The following is a 13,919-nucleotide window of genomic DNA, read 5'->3' as shown; positions in this document are numbered from 1 at the left end:
CGGGCATCGCAAGTGCCAATTCGATTAGCCGAGACTGTGGTCTTGGGAGGAAGACGCCGACGCAGGCGTACCAATCGCTGCGGGCGAAAACAGGTCCGCAGGCGTTGCAGGTCGCGAGGCGTTCAAATTGGAAGGAAGAAAATGGTCGGAGTGAGAGGATTCGAACCTCCGACCCCCTCGTCCCGAACGAGGTGCGCTACCAGGCTGCGCTACACTCCGACACAGAATATGAGCTTAGAAAGCTAGGCTCATCGGGAACAGCTGGGCAAGCCCTCGCTGCGTGGAGGGTCATTTAGCAAAGCTGGTCTGATCCCGCAAGCGATTTGCATTGCCGAATGTCACTTTTTTGAAACTGTGAACAACCTCGGCAAGGCAAGGGCGAATTACGCCGCTTTCCAGCAGACACGCCAAGTCCGGCTTGCCGTTCCGCCAACTTGAAGCGGATTGAAACGGCCTCCAATCGTCCCGGCGATGGCTTTGCAACGCACCTGGGGAAAACCGGTCCTTCCCCGTCAAAGTTTGCTCTTGTGGAGACTTGCGCAAAGGATCGAGGCTCGCTATACAGCGTCCCCACGGCCTTGGGGTGTAGCCAAGCGGTAAGGCAGCGGTTTTTGGTACCGCCATGCGAAGGTTCGAATCCTTCCACCCCAGCCAGTCTTTCTTCCCTTATAAAGACATCTTCTAGCCTTGCACGTTTCGGGCCGTGCTGCCACGTGCCACGATCTCGTAGCCGAGATCGACCACCGGCTGTTCCGGCTCAATTCCGGCAAGGGCACCCGTGAGCATGCGAAAAGCATCGCGTCCCATGGCCAGGCGGAACGTGCGCACGCTAGTGATCGGCGGGTTGGCGGCGGCCATCATTTCCAGATCGTTGAAACCGCAGATACCCATCTGATCCGGAACCCGGATGCCGCGCCGCTGGCACTCGAACAGGGCGCCGAGCGCAAGGTCATCGTTGTTGCACAGGATCGCATCGGTTTCCGGCGCCTTCGACAGAAGGTCGGCGACCAGTTCACAGCCAAGGGTGACGGTTGAAGGACGCGGTGTCGTCACGATCCGGCCTGCATCGAAGACACCTGCCTTTTCCGCCTCCCCGCGAAACCCGGCAAGGCGGCGCTGGCTGCGCGGGTCGAGCCGGGCAGCGATATAGCCCGGACGCCTGTATCCGGCAGCAAGAAGATGGCGAGTTGCCGCGGCAGAGGCCTCCACGTGGGAAAAGCCGACCATCATGTCATATGGCGCCGGCCCGCACTCCATGATCTGGACGATGCGGCAGTCTGCCCGCTCCAGCAGCCGGGCCGTGTCTTCCGACTGATCGAGACCTGACAGGACCAGGCCAGCGGGACGCTGGCTCAGGAAGGTTCGCACAAGGCTTTCTTCTTCAAGTGGGGAATAGCGGGAATTGCCGAGCTGGATCTGCCATTTCGACCCTTCAGCCGCTTCATAGATGCCTCGCATGACATCGGAAAACACGTTGTTGGTCACTGACGGCACGATGACGCCGATGACGTTGGTCTTGCCCGCAGCAAGCGCGCTGGCCGCCGGATCCGGCACGTATCCGAGCCTGTCGACCACCTCCCGGATTTTGGTCAGTGTCTTGGCGGAGACCTTGTCAGGATCACGTAGCGCGCGCGACACAGTCATAGCGCTAACACCAGCCTCTCGGGCAACATCGGCGATCGTTCTTTTCAAATTATTCAACCATTACAATTGTTTATACCATTGCAAATCAACCCTCCGATAATATCCCAGAAAAAAGTGTTTGACAAATGTTAGCGCTATCATTTTCAATACGCCCAACAACGAGATCATTCGGGGACGGAAATGCAGGGTGAATTGCCATCAGCCTCTGGCGAAACGGCCATCGTCGTGATGGGCGTTTGCGGCGCCGGCAAAAGCCTGCTGGCGAACCGCCTCGCGGACAGGCTTGGCGTCGGCATGGTTGAAGCTGACGACTTTCACAGCCCGGAAAACAAGCGCAAGATGGCGGCAGGAAAAGCGCTGACCGATGCCGACCGCATGCCCTGGCTGGACGCTGTGTCACTTGCCGCCAAGCTGCAGATCTACTGTGCCGGCGGTGCAGTGATCGCCTGCTCCAGCCTGAAGCGCGCCTATCGGGACCGTTTACGGGCTGCCCTGCCCTCGTGCATCTTTGTTCACCTGGCAGGAGAACGCGGCCTGATCGCCGAGCGCCTGGGTGGGCGCCAGGGACACTTCGTCGGTGAAACGCTGCTGGACAGCCAGCTGGCGACGCTGGAACCGCTGCAAGTCGGGGAAGCCGGCTTCAGCCTGGATATTTCAAGGCCTGTCGACGAACTTGTCGACAAAGCCATGAAAGAACTGCGGCCAGCAAGGCCGCCTCGTACCACCATCGCCTCTTGAGCGATGACGTTTCGACTAGGGAGGAAATCATGCTCAAACTCTTGACCAGAACCGCTCTCGCCGCCGTTGCGGCCGGTGCGCTTGCCACAACCGCCATGGCTGCGGACTATTCGTTCCGCTTCCAGTCTTCCGACCCGGCAGGCAACCCGAATTTCGTGCTTCAGCAGGGCTGGGCCGCGAGCGTGAAGGAAAAGACCGGCGGCAAGATCGAGGTCGAGTTGCTGCCTGTGGAGTCCATTGTGGCCCACAGCGAGACCCAGGATGCCATCGCATCCGGCATTCTTGACGGCCATATCACCGATACGTCCTACTTTGCCGGCAAGGATCCGGCTTTCGGCCTGATCGCCAACCCGGTCGGCGCCTGGGCGTCGCCGGACCAGATGTTTGCCTTCATGTATGATGGCGGCGGCAAGGACCTGATGAACGAGCTGGTAGAGCCATACGGCCTGCATTTCATCGGCGCGACGACACCGGGCCTGGAGGCCTTCGTCTCCAAGGTTCCGCTGAACGGTGTTGACGACCTGAAGGGCCTGAAGATGCGTGCGCCTGAAGGCCTGGTTCAGCAGGTGTTTGCAGCGGCTGGCGCTGCTCCGGTCAACCTGCCGGGGTCTGAAGTCTTCACCGCGCTCGACAAGGGCGTGATCGACGCAGCCGACTACTCGGTCTTCTCCACCAATCAGGCACAGGGCATGCACGACGTTGCCCCGAACCCGGTCTATCCGGGCTTCCACTCCATGCCGCTGGTGGAAATCTCCATGAACAAGGCCAAGTGGGATGCCCTGCCGGACGATCTCAAGACCGCCCTTGAAGAAAGCGTCAGGGGTTTCGCCAACGCGCAGGTGGCAGCTCTCGCCGAGAGCGACCAGAAAGCCGTCGAGGAAGCCAAGGCCAGCGGCAAGGTGACCGTCACGGACTGGTCGCCGGAAGAACGCGCGAAGTTCCGCTCCATCGCCACCGGCGAATGGGCCAAGGTCGCCGAACGTTCGGACAATGCCCAGAAGGTCTATGACGTTCTGACCAGCTACCTGAAAGAAAACGGCCTGATGCAGTAAGCTGCTTCAATGTGGTTACCTGGCGGGCGCCTTCGGGCGCCCGTTTTGTAAAAGAAGCTGGAGGAAACCTTGGTGGAACCGAACGAAACCCCGGAGCGGGAAAAGGATCCCGGCGCTATTGCCGAGGCCGGCATGCTCGGGCGCTGGATCGACAGGGGCGGCTTGCTGTTTGCCATCGGCATCGTTGCTTCGATGCTGATCCTCATCAACGAAGTGCTGTTGCGCTACGTCTTCAACGCCCCCACAATCTGGGCGCACGAGACCACCATTTTCCTGTGCGGCGCCGCCTTTCTCTATGGCGGGCTCTACTGCACCGCGCGCGACCGCCACATCAGGGTCGTGCTGATCTACGACACGTTGCCGCCACCTCTGCGGCGTATCCTTGACGTCGTCATCTCGCTCATCTGCATGGTGGCCAGCACCTTTTTTGCCTACGCCAGCTGGCTGATGGTTCAAAAGGCGGCCTTTCGGCCCGATGGCAGCTTCCGTCTGGAACGCTCCGGCAGTGCCTGGGACCCTGTCTTCCCGGGCCTGATCAAGGTTTTCCTTCTGGTCGTCATGACGGTGATGGCCGTCCAGTTCCTCATTCTTGCCTATAACTATGCCAGGGGGCGCAAGTGACAGAGTTCTTCGGCTCCCTTCAAGGGCTCGGCATCGAGACTGGCACGCTGCTCATGTTTGCGATGCTGCTGGTGCTGCTGGTCTCCGGCATCCCGCTTGCCTTCGTCACCCTGCTGGTTGCGCTGATCTTCGCGCTCGGCTGGTTCGGACCCATGGTCGTGCCGCTGATCACCAGCCGGGTCTACTCCTTCGTCGGTTCCTTCGTTTTCGTCTCCGTGCCGATGTTCGTTCTGATGGCGGCAATCCTTGACCGATCAGGCATCGCCAGAGATCTGTTCGACGCCATGAAGCTGCTGGGCGGACGCCTGCGCGGCGGGGTCGCTATCCAGACCATCGTCGTGGCAGTGATCCTGGCGGCCATGAGCGGCATCATCGGCGGCGAAGTCGTGCTGCTCGGCCTTGTTGCGCTGCCCCAGATGCTGCGCCTCGGCTACGACAAGCACCTGGCCATCGGCGTCGTGTGCGCAGGCGGTGCGCTCGGCACCATGGTACCGCCGTCCATCGTACTCATCATCTACGGCCTTACCGCCAACGTCTCGGTCGGCGATCTCTTTACCGCCGCCTTTCTGCCGGGTCTGATGCTGGCTGGTTTTTATGTCGCCTACGTCCTGATCCGGGCCTACCTCAACCCGGCCATCGCACCGGTACAGGACGATGAACCTGTACCGATGGCGGAAAAACTCCGCCTCCTGAAGGGGCTGATCCTGCCGCTTACCGTCGTTGCCGGCGTGCTTGGCTCCATTTACGGTGGCATCGCGAGTGTCACCGAGGCATCGGCGGTCGGCGTTGCCGGGGTGCTGTTGTCGACGGTGGTTCGGGGGGAATTTACACTCGAGCTTCTGAAAGGCGCTGCCCTGCAGACGCTTCAGACCGTCGGCATGATCGTGTGGATCGGCATCGGTGCAAGTGCTTTGGTCGGAGTGTTCAACCTGATGGGCGGCATCAAGTTCGTCTCGGCCCTCATATCCGGCATCTCCGACAATCCGACCATCATCCTCTTGTTCATGATGCTGATCCTGTTCGTGCTCGGCATGTTCCTGGACTGGGTCGGGATCGCGCTGCTGACGATGCCGATCTTCGTGCCGATCATCAAGGATCTCGGCTACGATCCGGTCTGGTTTGGCGTTCTGTTCTGCATGAACATGCAGGTGTCGTTCCTGTCACCGCCATTCGGGCCTGCTGCCTTCTACCTGAAGAGCGTGGCCCCACCGGGCATCACGCTGGCAACGATCTTCCGCTCGCTGCTGCCGTTCATCGCCCTGCAGATACTCGCCGTAGGTATCCTGCTGTTCTTCCCGGCCATCACCGGGCGGTAAGGCAAAAACGAAAACCGCCCGTGGACATACGGGCGGTTTCTTTTCCTTCGCGATGCGCCTGCTCGCCAATCCGGCCAAGCGCAGCGTGAGCCGGGATCAGAGAGGCACTGGTCTTTCGGTTTTGAAGATACCCGGTCACCTGCGCCTGTTCACACGAACCGGGCCTCCAATCCCTGAGCTGCGCTGCGGCCGGGATGACTCGGTTGGGTGAAAGCCAGCCCAAAGCCGGCTTTCCAGTGTTGTCACTCGCCCGGCTGTTGACCGATCGTCCTTGCCGCGTCCAATTCCTTGTGGAGGCGCTCTTCTTCCTGAACGGCCGGTGTGATGAACCGTCCGAGCAGGAGATAGGCAACCGGCGTCAGGAACAGGGTCGAGACAGTCGCAAGGCCCAGACCGCCGACAATGACAAACCCCAGGGCAATTCGCGCTTCTGCCCCTGCCCCGCTTGCCATGATCAGCGGCACGCCGCCGACAATGGTACAGATCATGGTCATCATCACCGGTCTCAGACGGATGTTCGAGGCATTCTCGATCGCTTCTCTCACTCCCTGCCCGCGATCCCGCAGCTGGTTGGCAAATTCCACGATCAGGATGCCGTTCTTCGCCATGATGCCCACAAGCAGCACGAGGCCGATCTGGGAATAGACGTTGAGTGTCGTCCCGGTCAGCAGCATGGCGAAGACAGCGCAGGCCAGGCCAAGCGGAACCGTCGCCATGATGATGAGCGCACTGATGAAGCTCTCGAACTGGGCCGCCAGCACCAGCAGGATGATGATGATCGCAAAGCCGAACGTGCGCGCCATGGAGGATGACTGTTCACCCAGCGTTGCCGTTTCCGCCAGCGGCACGATACGGGCACCGGGCGGCAGCAACGGTTCGGCGATCTTCAGCGCTTCCTCATAGGCATTACCGAGGGCGAAATCGTCGGCAAGACCTGCCGTAACAGCGACGGAGCGCAGCTGCTGTTCCCTGGCCAGAGAAGGCGGCACGGCCTTTTCCACCAGGCTGGCAATGGTCGACACGGGTACGAAGCGGCCATCACCCGTCTTGATGAAGATGTTCTCCATGTCCGTCGGATCGTTGATCGGATTGGACGTGGAGACGAATTTCACGTCATAGGCCTGATCGTTGATGAAAACCTGACCGATCTTGCGACCGTCCAGCATGGCCTGCATGGCCGTGCCCAGTCCGTTGATGTCGATGCCGAGGTCGGAGGCGCGTTCGCGATCGATGGAAACCGAAAGCTGCGGCTGGGTGGCCTCGGTGGACAGGCGCACCTGCCGGAACCTTGGGTCCTGCTCCATCGCCGAGATGATCTTGTCCGCCGTTGCGCCGAGCGTCGCATAGTCATTGCTGCCGGCGACGGCAAACTGAAGGCCGGACCCGGCACCGCGAATGCCCAGGCTGTTGGGCTGGAAAGCGAAGGCCCGCACACCCGGTACATCACGCACAAGCGCGCTGACTTCGGACAGGATCTGCTGCTGCGACCGCTCGCGCTGGTCCCACGGCGCCAGACGCATGACGATGAAGCCGCTGTTCTTAGAACCGCCTGTTCCCGCAATCGAGAAGGTGCTGTTGATCTCGCCGCTTTCCCGGTAAGGCTCCAGCAGGTTTTCGATCTGGCGCATCTGCTGAGACAGGTAATCGAGGCTCACGCCCTGAGGCGCGGAAATGCGCATGAAGGCAATCGAGCGGTCTTCAGTCGGCGTCAGTTCCGACTTGATGGTGGGAAACAGGACACCCGCGGTGGCTGCAAACAGCAGCGATATAGCCACAACCACCATCGGCGCATCAAGGCATGCATGCAGGCAGCGCCTGTAGAGAGCGCTCAACATCCGCCCCAGACCACCGGCACCGCCCCCGTGATCATCGGCCTTGCCGGCCGGTTTGCTCTTGAGAATGCGCGAGGCCAGCATGGGACACAGCGACAGCGCCACGATGGAGGACAGGAACACCGCGATGGCGAGTACGAAGCCGAATTCGCGGAACAGCCCGCCGGTCTGCCCCGGCAGGAAGGAGAGCGGTACAAACACGGCAATCAGCGTCGCCGTTGTCGCCAGTACCGCGAAGAAGACCTCTTCGGCACCCAGAACCGCCGCAGCGCGTGGTCCGATGCCTTCGTTTCGCCTGCGCACGATGTTTTCCAGCACCACGATGGCATCGTCGACCACAAGGCCTGTTGCCAGAACCAGCGCCAGCAGCGTCAGGATGTTGATGGAGAACCCGGCAAGATAGATCGCCGCAAGTGTGCCGATCAGCGCCACCGGCAGGGACACGCCCGGAATGATGGTTGCCCGCCAGTCCCACAGAAAAATGAAGATGATCAGCAGAACGATGCTGACCGAGATGGCAAGGGCAATCTCGACTTCATGAATGGCGCCATTGATGAAGGTGGCGTCATCGCTGGTGACCTCAATGGTCATGCCTTCGGGCAGGTTCTCCTGGATACGGTCGACCGCGGAACGAACGCCTTCCGAAATCTCGAGCGTGTTCGACTGGGCCGAGCGAATGACGCCAAGGCCGATGCCCGACTTGCCGTTGGCGCGCAGCTGCGTCTGGCCCAGATCCGGCCCAAGGGTCACCGTCACGAAATCGCGGAGCCTTGCCCGGCGATTGATAATAACGCTTTCGAATTCCTCAGGCGTATCAATGGAAGCCGTGGCGCGGACGATCAGATCCTGGTTCTGGCTGGTCAGCGAGCCTGCCGGCGTATCGAAGGCCATGGAGGACAGGGCATTGGCCACATCCGCGATGGTCAGATTGAGGCTGGCCATCTTGGCCTGGTCGATGTCGATCCGGAAGATCTTGTCGCGGTCACCGTAGACCTGGACGTCCGCGACACCCGGAACAGCGGCAAGGACGTCGGAAATCTCGTCTTCCACCAGCACCGTCATGTCCTCGACCGACATGCGGTCGGAAGTCAGACCCAGGCGCAATACCGGCTGTGCGTTGGCATCGGCCTTGATGATACGGGAAGGCTCGGCGTCCTCGGGCAGATCGTTGGTGATGCGCCCGAGCGCATCGCGCATGTCGGAAGCGGCAACGTCCAGATCGACATCATCGGAAAATTCCACGGTCACACGGCTTCGGCCGAAGGAGGACGATGAAGAGATAGACTTCACGCCGGAGACACGTGCCACTGCGCCTTCGATGACACCGGTCACTTCACGGTCGATGGTCTCGGCAGCTGCGGCCGGATAATCCGTGCTGACGGTGATGACCGGGCGGTCGACGTCGGGCAGTTCGCGCACTTCGATGCCGAAAATTGCCGCGATCCCCGCAACCACGATCAGCATGTTGATCACGAAGGCAAGAACCGGACGCCGCACGAACAGGCCGGTGATGCCAAGTTCCTTCAAACGGTCCATCTGCATGGCAATCTCTCCAAGACCTTCAGGTCAATTCTCAGGAACCGCTTTGGCTGGAAGCAGTTGTCGCCGGAGTGTCCGATGCCGGAGCCTGTTTGCGGTCTGCAACCGTCACGTCGGCCCCGTTGCGAACCAGATGAATGCCTTCGGTCACGACCTCGTCGTTGACCGTCAGCTCCGCGTCGACCAGCACGCTGTCGGTATTGCGCTGGATAATGCTGACCGGGACACGAACGCCCTTGCCTTCACGCACGGCCCAGACGAAGGCACCGTCGGAACCCCATTGCACGGCCAGCGGATCAACCGCCGGATATTTGTCGCCGGGAAACTTCATCGATACCTGGAACGACATTCCGGCTCTCAACTTGTCGGCCTTGTTCGGAAAACGGGCACGAACCTGAAGTGTGCGGCTGTCGATATCGATGCGGTTGTCGACGGCACTGATGACACCCTCGAAGGTTTCACCCGGGCGGGCGACCGACGTGGCGGTGATCGGAGATCCCACTGCGATAGCGGAGGCGAACCGCTCCGGAACCCAGAAATCGACAAGAATTTCGCTGCGGTCGTCAATGGTTGCGATGACGGTCTGCGAGGAAACGTAATTGCCTGCGGTAATGGGAAGAATGCCGACCACGCCGGCGATCGGAGTTTCGATGGAGCGGCGGGAGAGCGCCAGTTCGGCTTCGCGAAGTTGCAGCCGCGCATTGTCCACCGAGAGTTCCGCGTCTGTCACCTGAACAGCCGTAGCGGTATTGGTTTTCCGCAGCACCTGCATACGCTGAAGCCGGGCCTCGGCATCCTTCAGAGCATTTGCGGCTCTCTCGACGGCGATCTGCTCGGCGTCCAGATCCAGTTTGGCAATGGCATCTCCTGCCTTCACGGTGGCACCGGACTTGACCAGAACCTCGGTCATGCGGCCGCTTGTATAAGGCGTTACGGCAACAGACTGCAGTGCCGTGCTGGTACCGATCGCCGACAGACGGTCATTGATCGTGATTTCGACGACCGGCGTTGCAACGACGGCACCTTGCGGCCCACCCCGGCCACGCCGCGGTTGATCACCTCCGCTTGGCGCTGCATCGGCGACGGCAAAATCCAGCCAGTCGATCCCCCAGGCGGACAGGTGCGCGCCGGCTCCCGGATAATAACGAACCCAGAGCCCCGCCGCCACGATGACAACCAGGAGGGTGAGAACGAGCTGTTTCCAAATTGACAATTGGAACTCCGATCAGAACTTGCCGGCACTGCCGAAAACGGTTGTTTCCTGAAACCAGTTATCTACGGCAATTCCCGTATGCCAACAATCGATAAGGTGTACCAATTTGTAAGCGAAACGACACGCTTTCACGCCAATGAGTTGTTCCATCTTTGCAAATTCTACCTATGATATAGAAACTGACTGCCGGAACCGCCGTGAGAGCGTCTTCTGGCCGGGATTTCTATCCAGATAGCGTAGTGATTGACCGAAACCAGTGCAGACGTCCGGCACCGGTTCTCTTTCGGTATGGCAGGATCTGTCCCTATGCGGCGTCGTCAACGCGGCGCAGGGATGCTTGCCGGGTCAGGATCTGGCGGCGTGCAAACGCGGCGATGAAAACGGCTGTCAAAATGAGGACGATGGTGGGGGCCGGGGCGCTGTCGAGGAAGAAGCTGGCATAGGTGCCTGCGACCATTGACACCATGCAGATCAGCACCGACACGTAAAGCATCGACTTGAAGGTGCGGACCAAAAGGAATGCGATTGCCCCCGGTGCAATGAGCAAGGCAACCGCCAGGATAAGGCCCGCAGCAGAGAGCGTTGCCACGATCGTCAGCGACAGTGCCGCCAGAAGGCCGTAGTGCAACAGCTTTACCGGCAAACCGGAGGCCTGAGCCTGGGCCGGATCGAAACTGTGCAACAGAAGGTCTTTCCACTTCAGCACCAGCCCACCGCCGACAACGAGGGCAATAACGCCTGCGGTGAAAAGCTCGTGCTGCTCCACACCCAGCATGTTGCCGAACAGGATATGGTCCAGATGAGCGTTTGTCCGGATCGAGACGTAAAGCACGATGCCGACACCGAACATGCCGGAAAACACGACCCCCATCACGGTGTCCTGCTTCACCCGGCTGTTGCCTGACAGGTAACCCGTCAGAACGGCACAGACCATGCCGGCGGCAAAAGCGCCGACGATCAATGGTATGCCAAAGATGTAAGCCAGTACGATGCCGGGTAAAACCGCGTGGCTGACAGCGTCCCCCATCAGGGCCCAACCCTTGATCACCAGGAAGCTCGACAAGAGTGCTGTCGGGATGGACACGATCACGCAGATCAGAAACGCGTTCTGCATGAAGGGGAACTTGAACGGCAGAAGCAGTGTCTCGAGGTCCATCAGGCCTGATCTCCCGCTTCTGATTTCGCAACGTCCGCAGCGTATCCCCGGCGAAGAGCTTCCGCCGACTTGCGCCTGGCGGCCAGAAGGCCGTGCTTTGGCGCCAGAACGAATGTGAACAGGAAGATCAGGGTCTGCAAGGTGACAATGATACCGCCTGTGGCCCCGTCCAGAAAGTAGCTGATATAGGCCCCGGCAAAGCTGGTCAGCGTGCCGATCGCGATGGAGGTCAGGATCAGGCGTGGGAACCGGTCGCACAAGAGGTAGGCTGTCGCACCGGGCGTGACCACCATTGCAATAACGAGAAAGGCCCCGACCGTCTGCATGGCCGCAACCACGGAAGCGGACAGAAGCACGAAGAAGATTGCCTTGAGGAGACCGGGCCTCAGACCGATTGTGCGGGCATGGCTTTCGTCAAAGAAAGTGACCATCAGATCCTTCCACTTGAGCGTCAGGATCGCCAGCGACACAAAGCCGATGATGGCCAGTTGCAGAGTATCTTCCGGCGTGATGGCCAGAATGTTGCCCATGGTGATCGTCTGGACCGAGACCGACATGGGGCTGATGGAAACGATGAAGAGACCAAGGCCGAAGAAGGACGTGAAGATGAGGCCGATGATGACGTCGACCTTGAGGCCCGAACGTTCGGACAGGAACAGCATGGCCCCGGCTGCAAGTCCGCCTGCCAGAAAGGCCCCAAGGGAAAACGGCAGGCCCAGGATATAGGCACCTGCCACCCCCGGCACGACCGAGTGAGACAGGGCATCGCCGATCAGAGACCAGCCTTTCAACATCAGGTAGGACGACAGGAAGGCGCAAACCCCGCCGACAAGTGCGGAAACCCACATGGCATTGGTCATGTAGCCGTATTGAAAGGGTTCGAGAAGATAGGCGAAACTGAAAGGCTCCATCAGTCGCGCGCCTCTCTTGTCTGCACTTCGTCGCCGTATTGAACGAACGGGCGCTCGTCGTCGGTCAGGATCGTCACTGTACGCTGATCGCCATCCGTGTGCAGGGTCTGGTCGGAAATGGTGAAATGGCGCAGCACCCCGCCAAAGGCCCTCTCCAGGTTCTGACGGGTGAAGGTAGTCGCGGTTGGCCCGTAGTCGAGCACCGTTCCCTTGACCAGCACCGTCCTGTCGCAGAATTCGGGAACGGAACCGAGGTTATGGGTGGAGACAAGCATCACCCTGCCCTCGGCCTGTAACTCCCGCAGCAACGCCACGATCTGTTCCTCGGTTTTCACGTCGACGCCGGTGAAAGGTTCGTCCAGCAGGATCACCTGGCCGTCCTGGGCAAGAGCGCGGGCGAGAAAGACGCGCTTGCGCTGACCGCCGGAAAGCTCGCCAATCTGCCGATGCCGGAAATCCTGCATGTTCACGCGGGTCAGTGCCTGGTCGACCGCGGCATGGTCCGCTGGTTTTGGTCGGCGCAAAAACCCCATGTGGCCGTAACGGCCCATCATCACCACGTCTTCCACCAAAACGGGGAATGACCAGTCGACTTCCTCCGATTGGGGAACGTAGGCGACGAGGTTCTTCTTTAGGGCTTCCCGAACGGTCATATCCAGGATCCGGATGCGCCCCTTGGCTGTGGGCACGAACCCCATGATGGCCTTGAACAGTGTCGACTTGCCCGCGCCATTGACGCCGACCAGAGCCGTGACGGTGCCGCGCGGGATCGAGAAGCTGGCGTTCCAGAGTGCCGTATGTCCGTTCCGGTAGGTAACCGTAACGTCTTCGGCGGCAATTCCGCCATCGTCCCTGACGTTGGGCATATCCATAACCGGGTCCTTGATGACATTCAGCATGCAGGCTTTCCAGTACAATCCGAAGTTACTGTGACACAATCAAGGGCAGCATCGGGTCATGCTGCCCGGCAGTCTTTATTACGGGCCATCACTGTGAATTGGATTTCAGCCCCTCGACCACCGTGCTCGAGGTGACCTTCAACAAGTCGAGGTAGGTGGGCACCTTGCCGTCCGCCTCGCTCAGGGAATCGACATAAAGGTCGCCGCCATATCTCGCGCCGGTTTCCCGGGCCACCTGCTTGGCAGGCGAAGTGTTGACCGTGCTCTCGCAGAAGACGACCGGGATGTCGTGCTCTCGCACCCCGTCAATCACCGAACGGACCTGCTGCGGCGTGCCGACCTGATCGGCGTTAATCGGCCAGAGGTACAGCTCCTTCATGCCGAAATCACGAGCGAGATAGCTGAACGCGCCTTCACAGGTCACAAGCCAGCGTTTGTCTTCCGGGATATCGGCAACGGCCTGGCGCAGCGGCTCTATGGTTTCGCGCAGCTTTGCCTTGTAGGCATCCGCGTTGCCGGCATAGACCTCCGCATTCTCCGGGTCGTATTGGGCAAATGCCTTGGAGATGTTGTCGATATAGATCAGCGCGTTGTCCAGGCCCATCCACGCATGCGGGTTCGGCTTTCCTTCATAGGAACCCGACGCGATCGAGATCGGTTCGATCCCGTCTGTAAGGGTTACGGAGGGGATGTCGCCTAGGTTGGACAGAAACTGCTCGAACCAACGCTCAAGGTTCATGCCGTTCCACAGGATCAGGTCCGCGTCGGATGCCCGCACGATGTCCTGCGGTGTCGGCTCATAACCGTGGATTTCCGCACCCGGCTTGGTGATCGAGACCACGTCGGCGGTCTCCCCGGCAACATTCTGCGCAATGTCGGCAAGAACGGTGAATGTGGTCACCACTTTCATTTTGTCCTGTGCGGAAGCGCCGTTTACCGGTCCGGCTGCAAGTGCCGCAAGAGAGACCGTCAGAAGCAGTTTTTTCAACATCACCATA

The 13,919-nt window shown here is 60.2% G+C and carries 11 protein-coding genes and 2 tRNA genes; 5 read left to right on the top strand and 8 right to left on the bottom strand.

Translation table 11 applies throughout. From position 1 onward, the window contains the following. Nucleotides 1-142: 142 nt before the first annotated feature. Nucleotides 143-219: transfer RNA gene (locus J7447_RS03290), tRNA-Pro, on the bottom strand. 360 nt (nt 220-579) lie between these two features. Here J7447_RS03290 and J7447_RS03285 point away from each other — a divergent pair. After that, nucleotides 580-654, top strand: a tRNA-Gln gene (locus J7447_RS03285). Between the two features lie 27 nt (nt 655-681). Here J7447_RS03285 and J7447_RS03280 read toward each other — a convergent pair. Continuing rightward, nucleotides 682-1,701 (bottom strand): LacI family DNA-binding transcriptional regulator, encoded by a 1,020-nt coding sequence (locus J7447_RS03280; protein ID WP_286188901.1) that lies wholly within the window; start codon nt 1,699-1,701, stop codon nt 682-684. Nucleotides 1,702-1,824: 123 nt separating this feature from the next. On the opposite strand from J7447_RS03280, the gene J7447_RS03275 reads away from it, so the two are divergent. The 4 genes from J7447_RS03275 to J7447_RS03260 all read left to right on the top strand — a co-directional run bounded on the left by J7447_RS03275 (nt 1,825) and on the right by J7447_RS03260 (nt 5,371). Continuing rightward, the gene (locus J7447_RS03275) at nt 1,825-2,382 is read left to right on the top strand and encodes a gluconokinase (protein WP_023001566.1); all 558 of its coding nucleotides are present in this window, start codon (nt 1,825-1,827) and stop codon (nt 2,380-2,382) included. A gap of 29 nt (nt 2,383-2,411) precedes the next feature. Further along, a complete protein-coding gene (locus J7447_RS03270; RefSeq protein WP_209168726.1) occupies nt 2,412-3,434 on the top strand; it encodes a TRAP transporter substrate-binding protein in 1,023 nt (340 codons plus the stop codon). Nucleotides 3,435-3,506: 72 nt separating this feature from the next. Beyond that, a complete protein-coding gene (locus tag J7447_RS03265) occupies nt 3,507-4,055 on the top strand; it encodes a TRAP transporter small permease (protein ID WP_209168725.1) in 549 nt (182 codons plus the stop codon). Between the two features lie 53 nt (nt 4,056-4,108). Next, nucleotides 4,109-5,371, top strand: coding sequence for a TRAP transporter large permease subunit (locus J7447_RS03260; RefSeq protein ID WP_051990172.1), 1,263 nt, complete (start codon nt 4,109-4,111; stop codon nt 5,369-5,371). Between the two features lie 242 nt (nt 5,372-5,613). Here the strand turns inward: J7447_RS03260 and J7447_RS03255 are convergent, their stop codons facing one another. From J7447_RS03255 to J7447_RS03230, 6 genes are all read right to left on the bottom strand, one after another. Then, on the bottom strand, nt 5,614-8,745 hold the full coding sequence (locus J7447_RS03255; RefSeq protein WP_209168724.1) for an efflux RND transporter permease subunit: 3,132 nt from the start codon (nt 8,743-8,745) through the stop codon (nt 5,614-5,616). A gap of 31 nt (nt 8,746-8,776) precedes the next feature. Next, nucleotides 8,777-9,955 carry an efflux RND transporter periplasmic adaptor subunit gene (locus J7447_RS03250; protein ID WP_023001561.1) on the bottom strand — a complete coding sequence of 393 codons (1,179 nt, stop codon included), beginning with the start codon at nt 9,953-9,955 and terminating at the stop codon, nt 8,777-8,779. 304 nt (nt 9,956-10,259) lie between these two features. Further along, nucleotides 10,260-11,111 carry a metal ABC transporter permease gene (locus tag J7447_RS03245; RefSeq protein ID WP_209168723.1) on the bottom strand — a complete coding sequence of 284 codons (852 nt, stop codon included), beginning with the start codon at nt 11,109-11,111 and terminating at the stop codon, nt 10,260-10,262. Further along, nucleotides 11,111-12,022: a metal ABC transporter permease gene (locus J7447_RS03240; protein ID WP_023001559.1), complete on the bottom strand. Its 912-nt coding sequence runs from the start codon at nt 12,020-12,022 to the stop codon at nt 11,111-11,113. Before J7447_RS03240 ends, J7447_RS03245 begins: the two co-directional genes overlap by 1 nt. After that, nucleotides 12,022-12,921 (bottom strand): manganese/iron ABC transporter ATP-binding protein, encoded by a 900-nt coding sequence (locus J7447_RS03235; protein ID WP_286188899.1) that lies wholly within the window; start codon nt 12,919-12,921, stop codon nt 12,022-12,024. Before J7447_RS03235 ends, J7447_RS03240 begins: the two co-directional genes overlap by 1 nt. Nucleotides 12,922-13,009: 88 nt before the next feature. Beyond that, the gene (locus tag J7447_RS03230) at nt 13,010-13,918 is read right to left on the bottom strand and encodes a metal ABC transporter substrate-binding protein (protein WP_228148054.1); all 909 of its coding nucleotides are present in this window, start codon (nt 13,916-13,918) and stop codon (nt 13,010-13,012) included. Nucleotide 13,919: the final 1 nt, after the last annotated feature.

The sequence above is a fragment of the Labrenzia sp. R5_0 genome (genome assembly GCF_017743835.1).
In the GTDB taxonomy this organism is placed as follows: domain Bacteria; phylum Pseudomonadota; class Alphaproteobacteria; order Rhizobiales; family Stappiaceae; genus Roseibium; species Roseibium algicola.
This window is presented reverse-complemented; position numbering and strand designations above follow the sequence as displayed.

What these genes read in the sequence shown, in the direction of transcription:
- J7447_RS03230 (WP_228148054.1), bottom strand. Translation starts at nt 13,918, where the DNA reads ATGGTGATGTTGAAAAAACTGCTTCTGACGGTCTCTCTTGCGGCACTT.
- J7447_RS03235 (WP_286188899.1), bottom strand. Translation starts at nt 12,921, where the DNA reads ATGCTGAATGTCATCAAGGACCCGGTTATGGATATGCCCAACGTCAGG.
- J7447_RS03260 (WP_051990172.1), top strand. Translation starts at nt 4,109, where the DNA reads ATGTTTGCGATGCTGCTGGTGCTGCTGGTCTCCGGCATCCCGCTTGCC.
- J7447_RS03245 (WP_209168723.1), bottom strand. Translation starts at nt 11,111, where the DNA reads ATGGACCTCGAGACACTGCTTCTGCCGTTCAAGTTCCCCTTCATGCAG.
- J7447_RS03275 (WP_023001566.1), top strand. Translation starts at nt 1,825, where the DNA reads ATGCAGGGTGAATTGCCATCAGCCTCTGGCGAAACGGCCATCGTCGTG.
- J7447_RS03255 (WP_209168724.1), bottom strand. Translation starts at nt 8,745, where the DNA reads ATGCAGATGGACCGTTTGAAGGAACTTGGCATCACCGGCCTGTTCGTG.
- J7447_RS03270 (WP_209168726.1), top strand. Translation starts at nt 2,412, where the DNA reads ATGCTCAAACTCTTGACCAGAACCGCTCTCGCCGCCGTTGCGGCCGGT.
- J7447_RS03240 (WP_023001559.1), bottom strand. Translation starts at nt 12,022, where the DNA reads ATGGAGCCTTTCAGTTTCGCCTATCTTCTCGAACCCTTTCAATACGGC.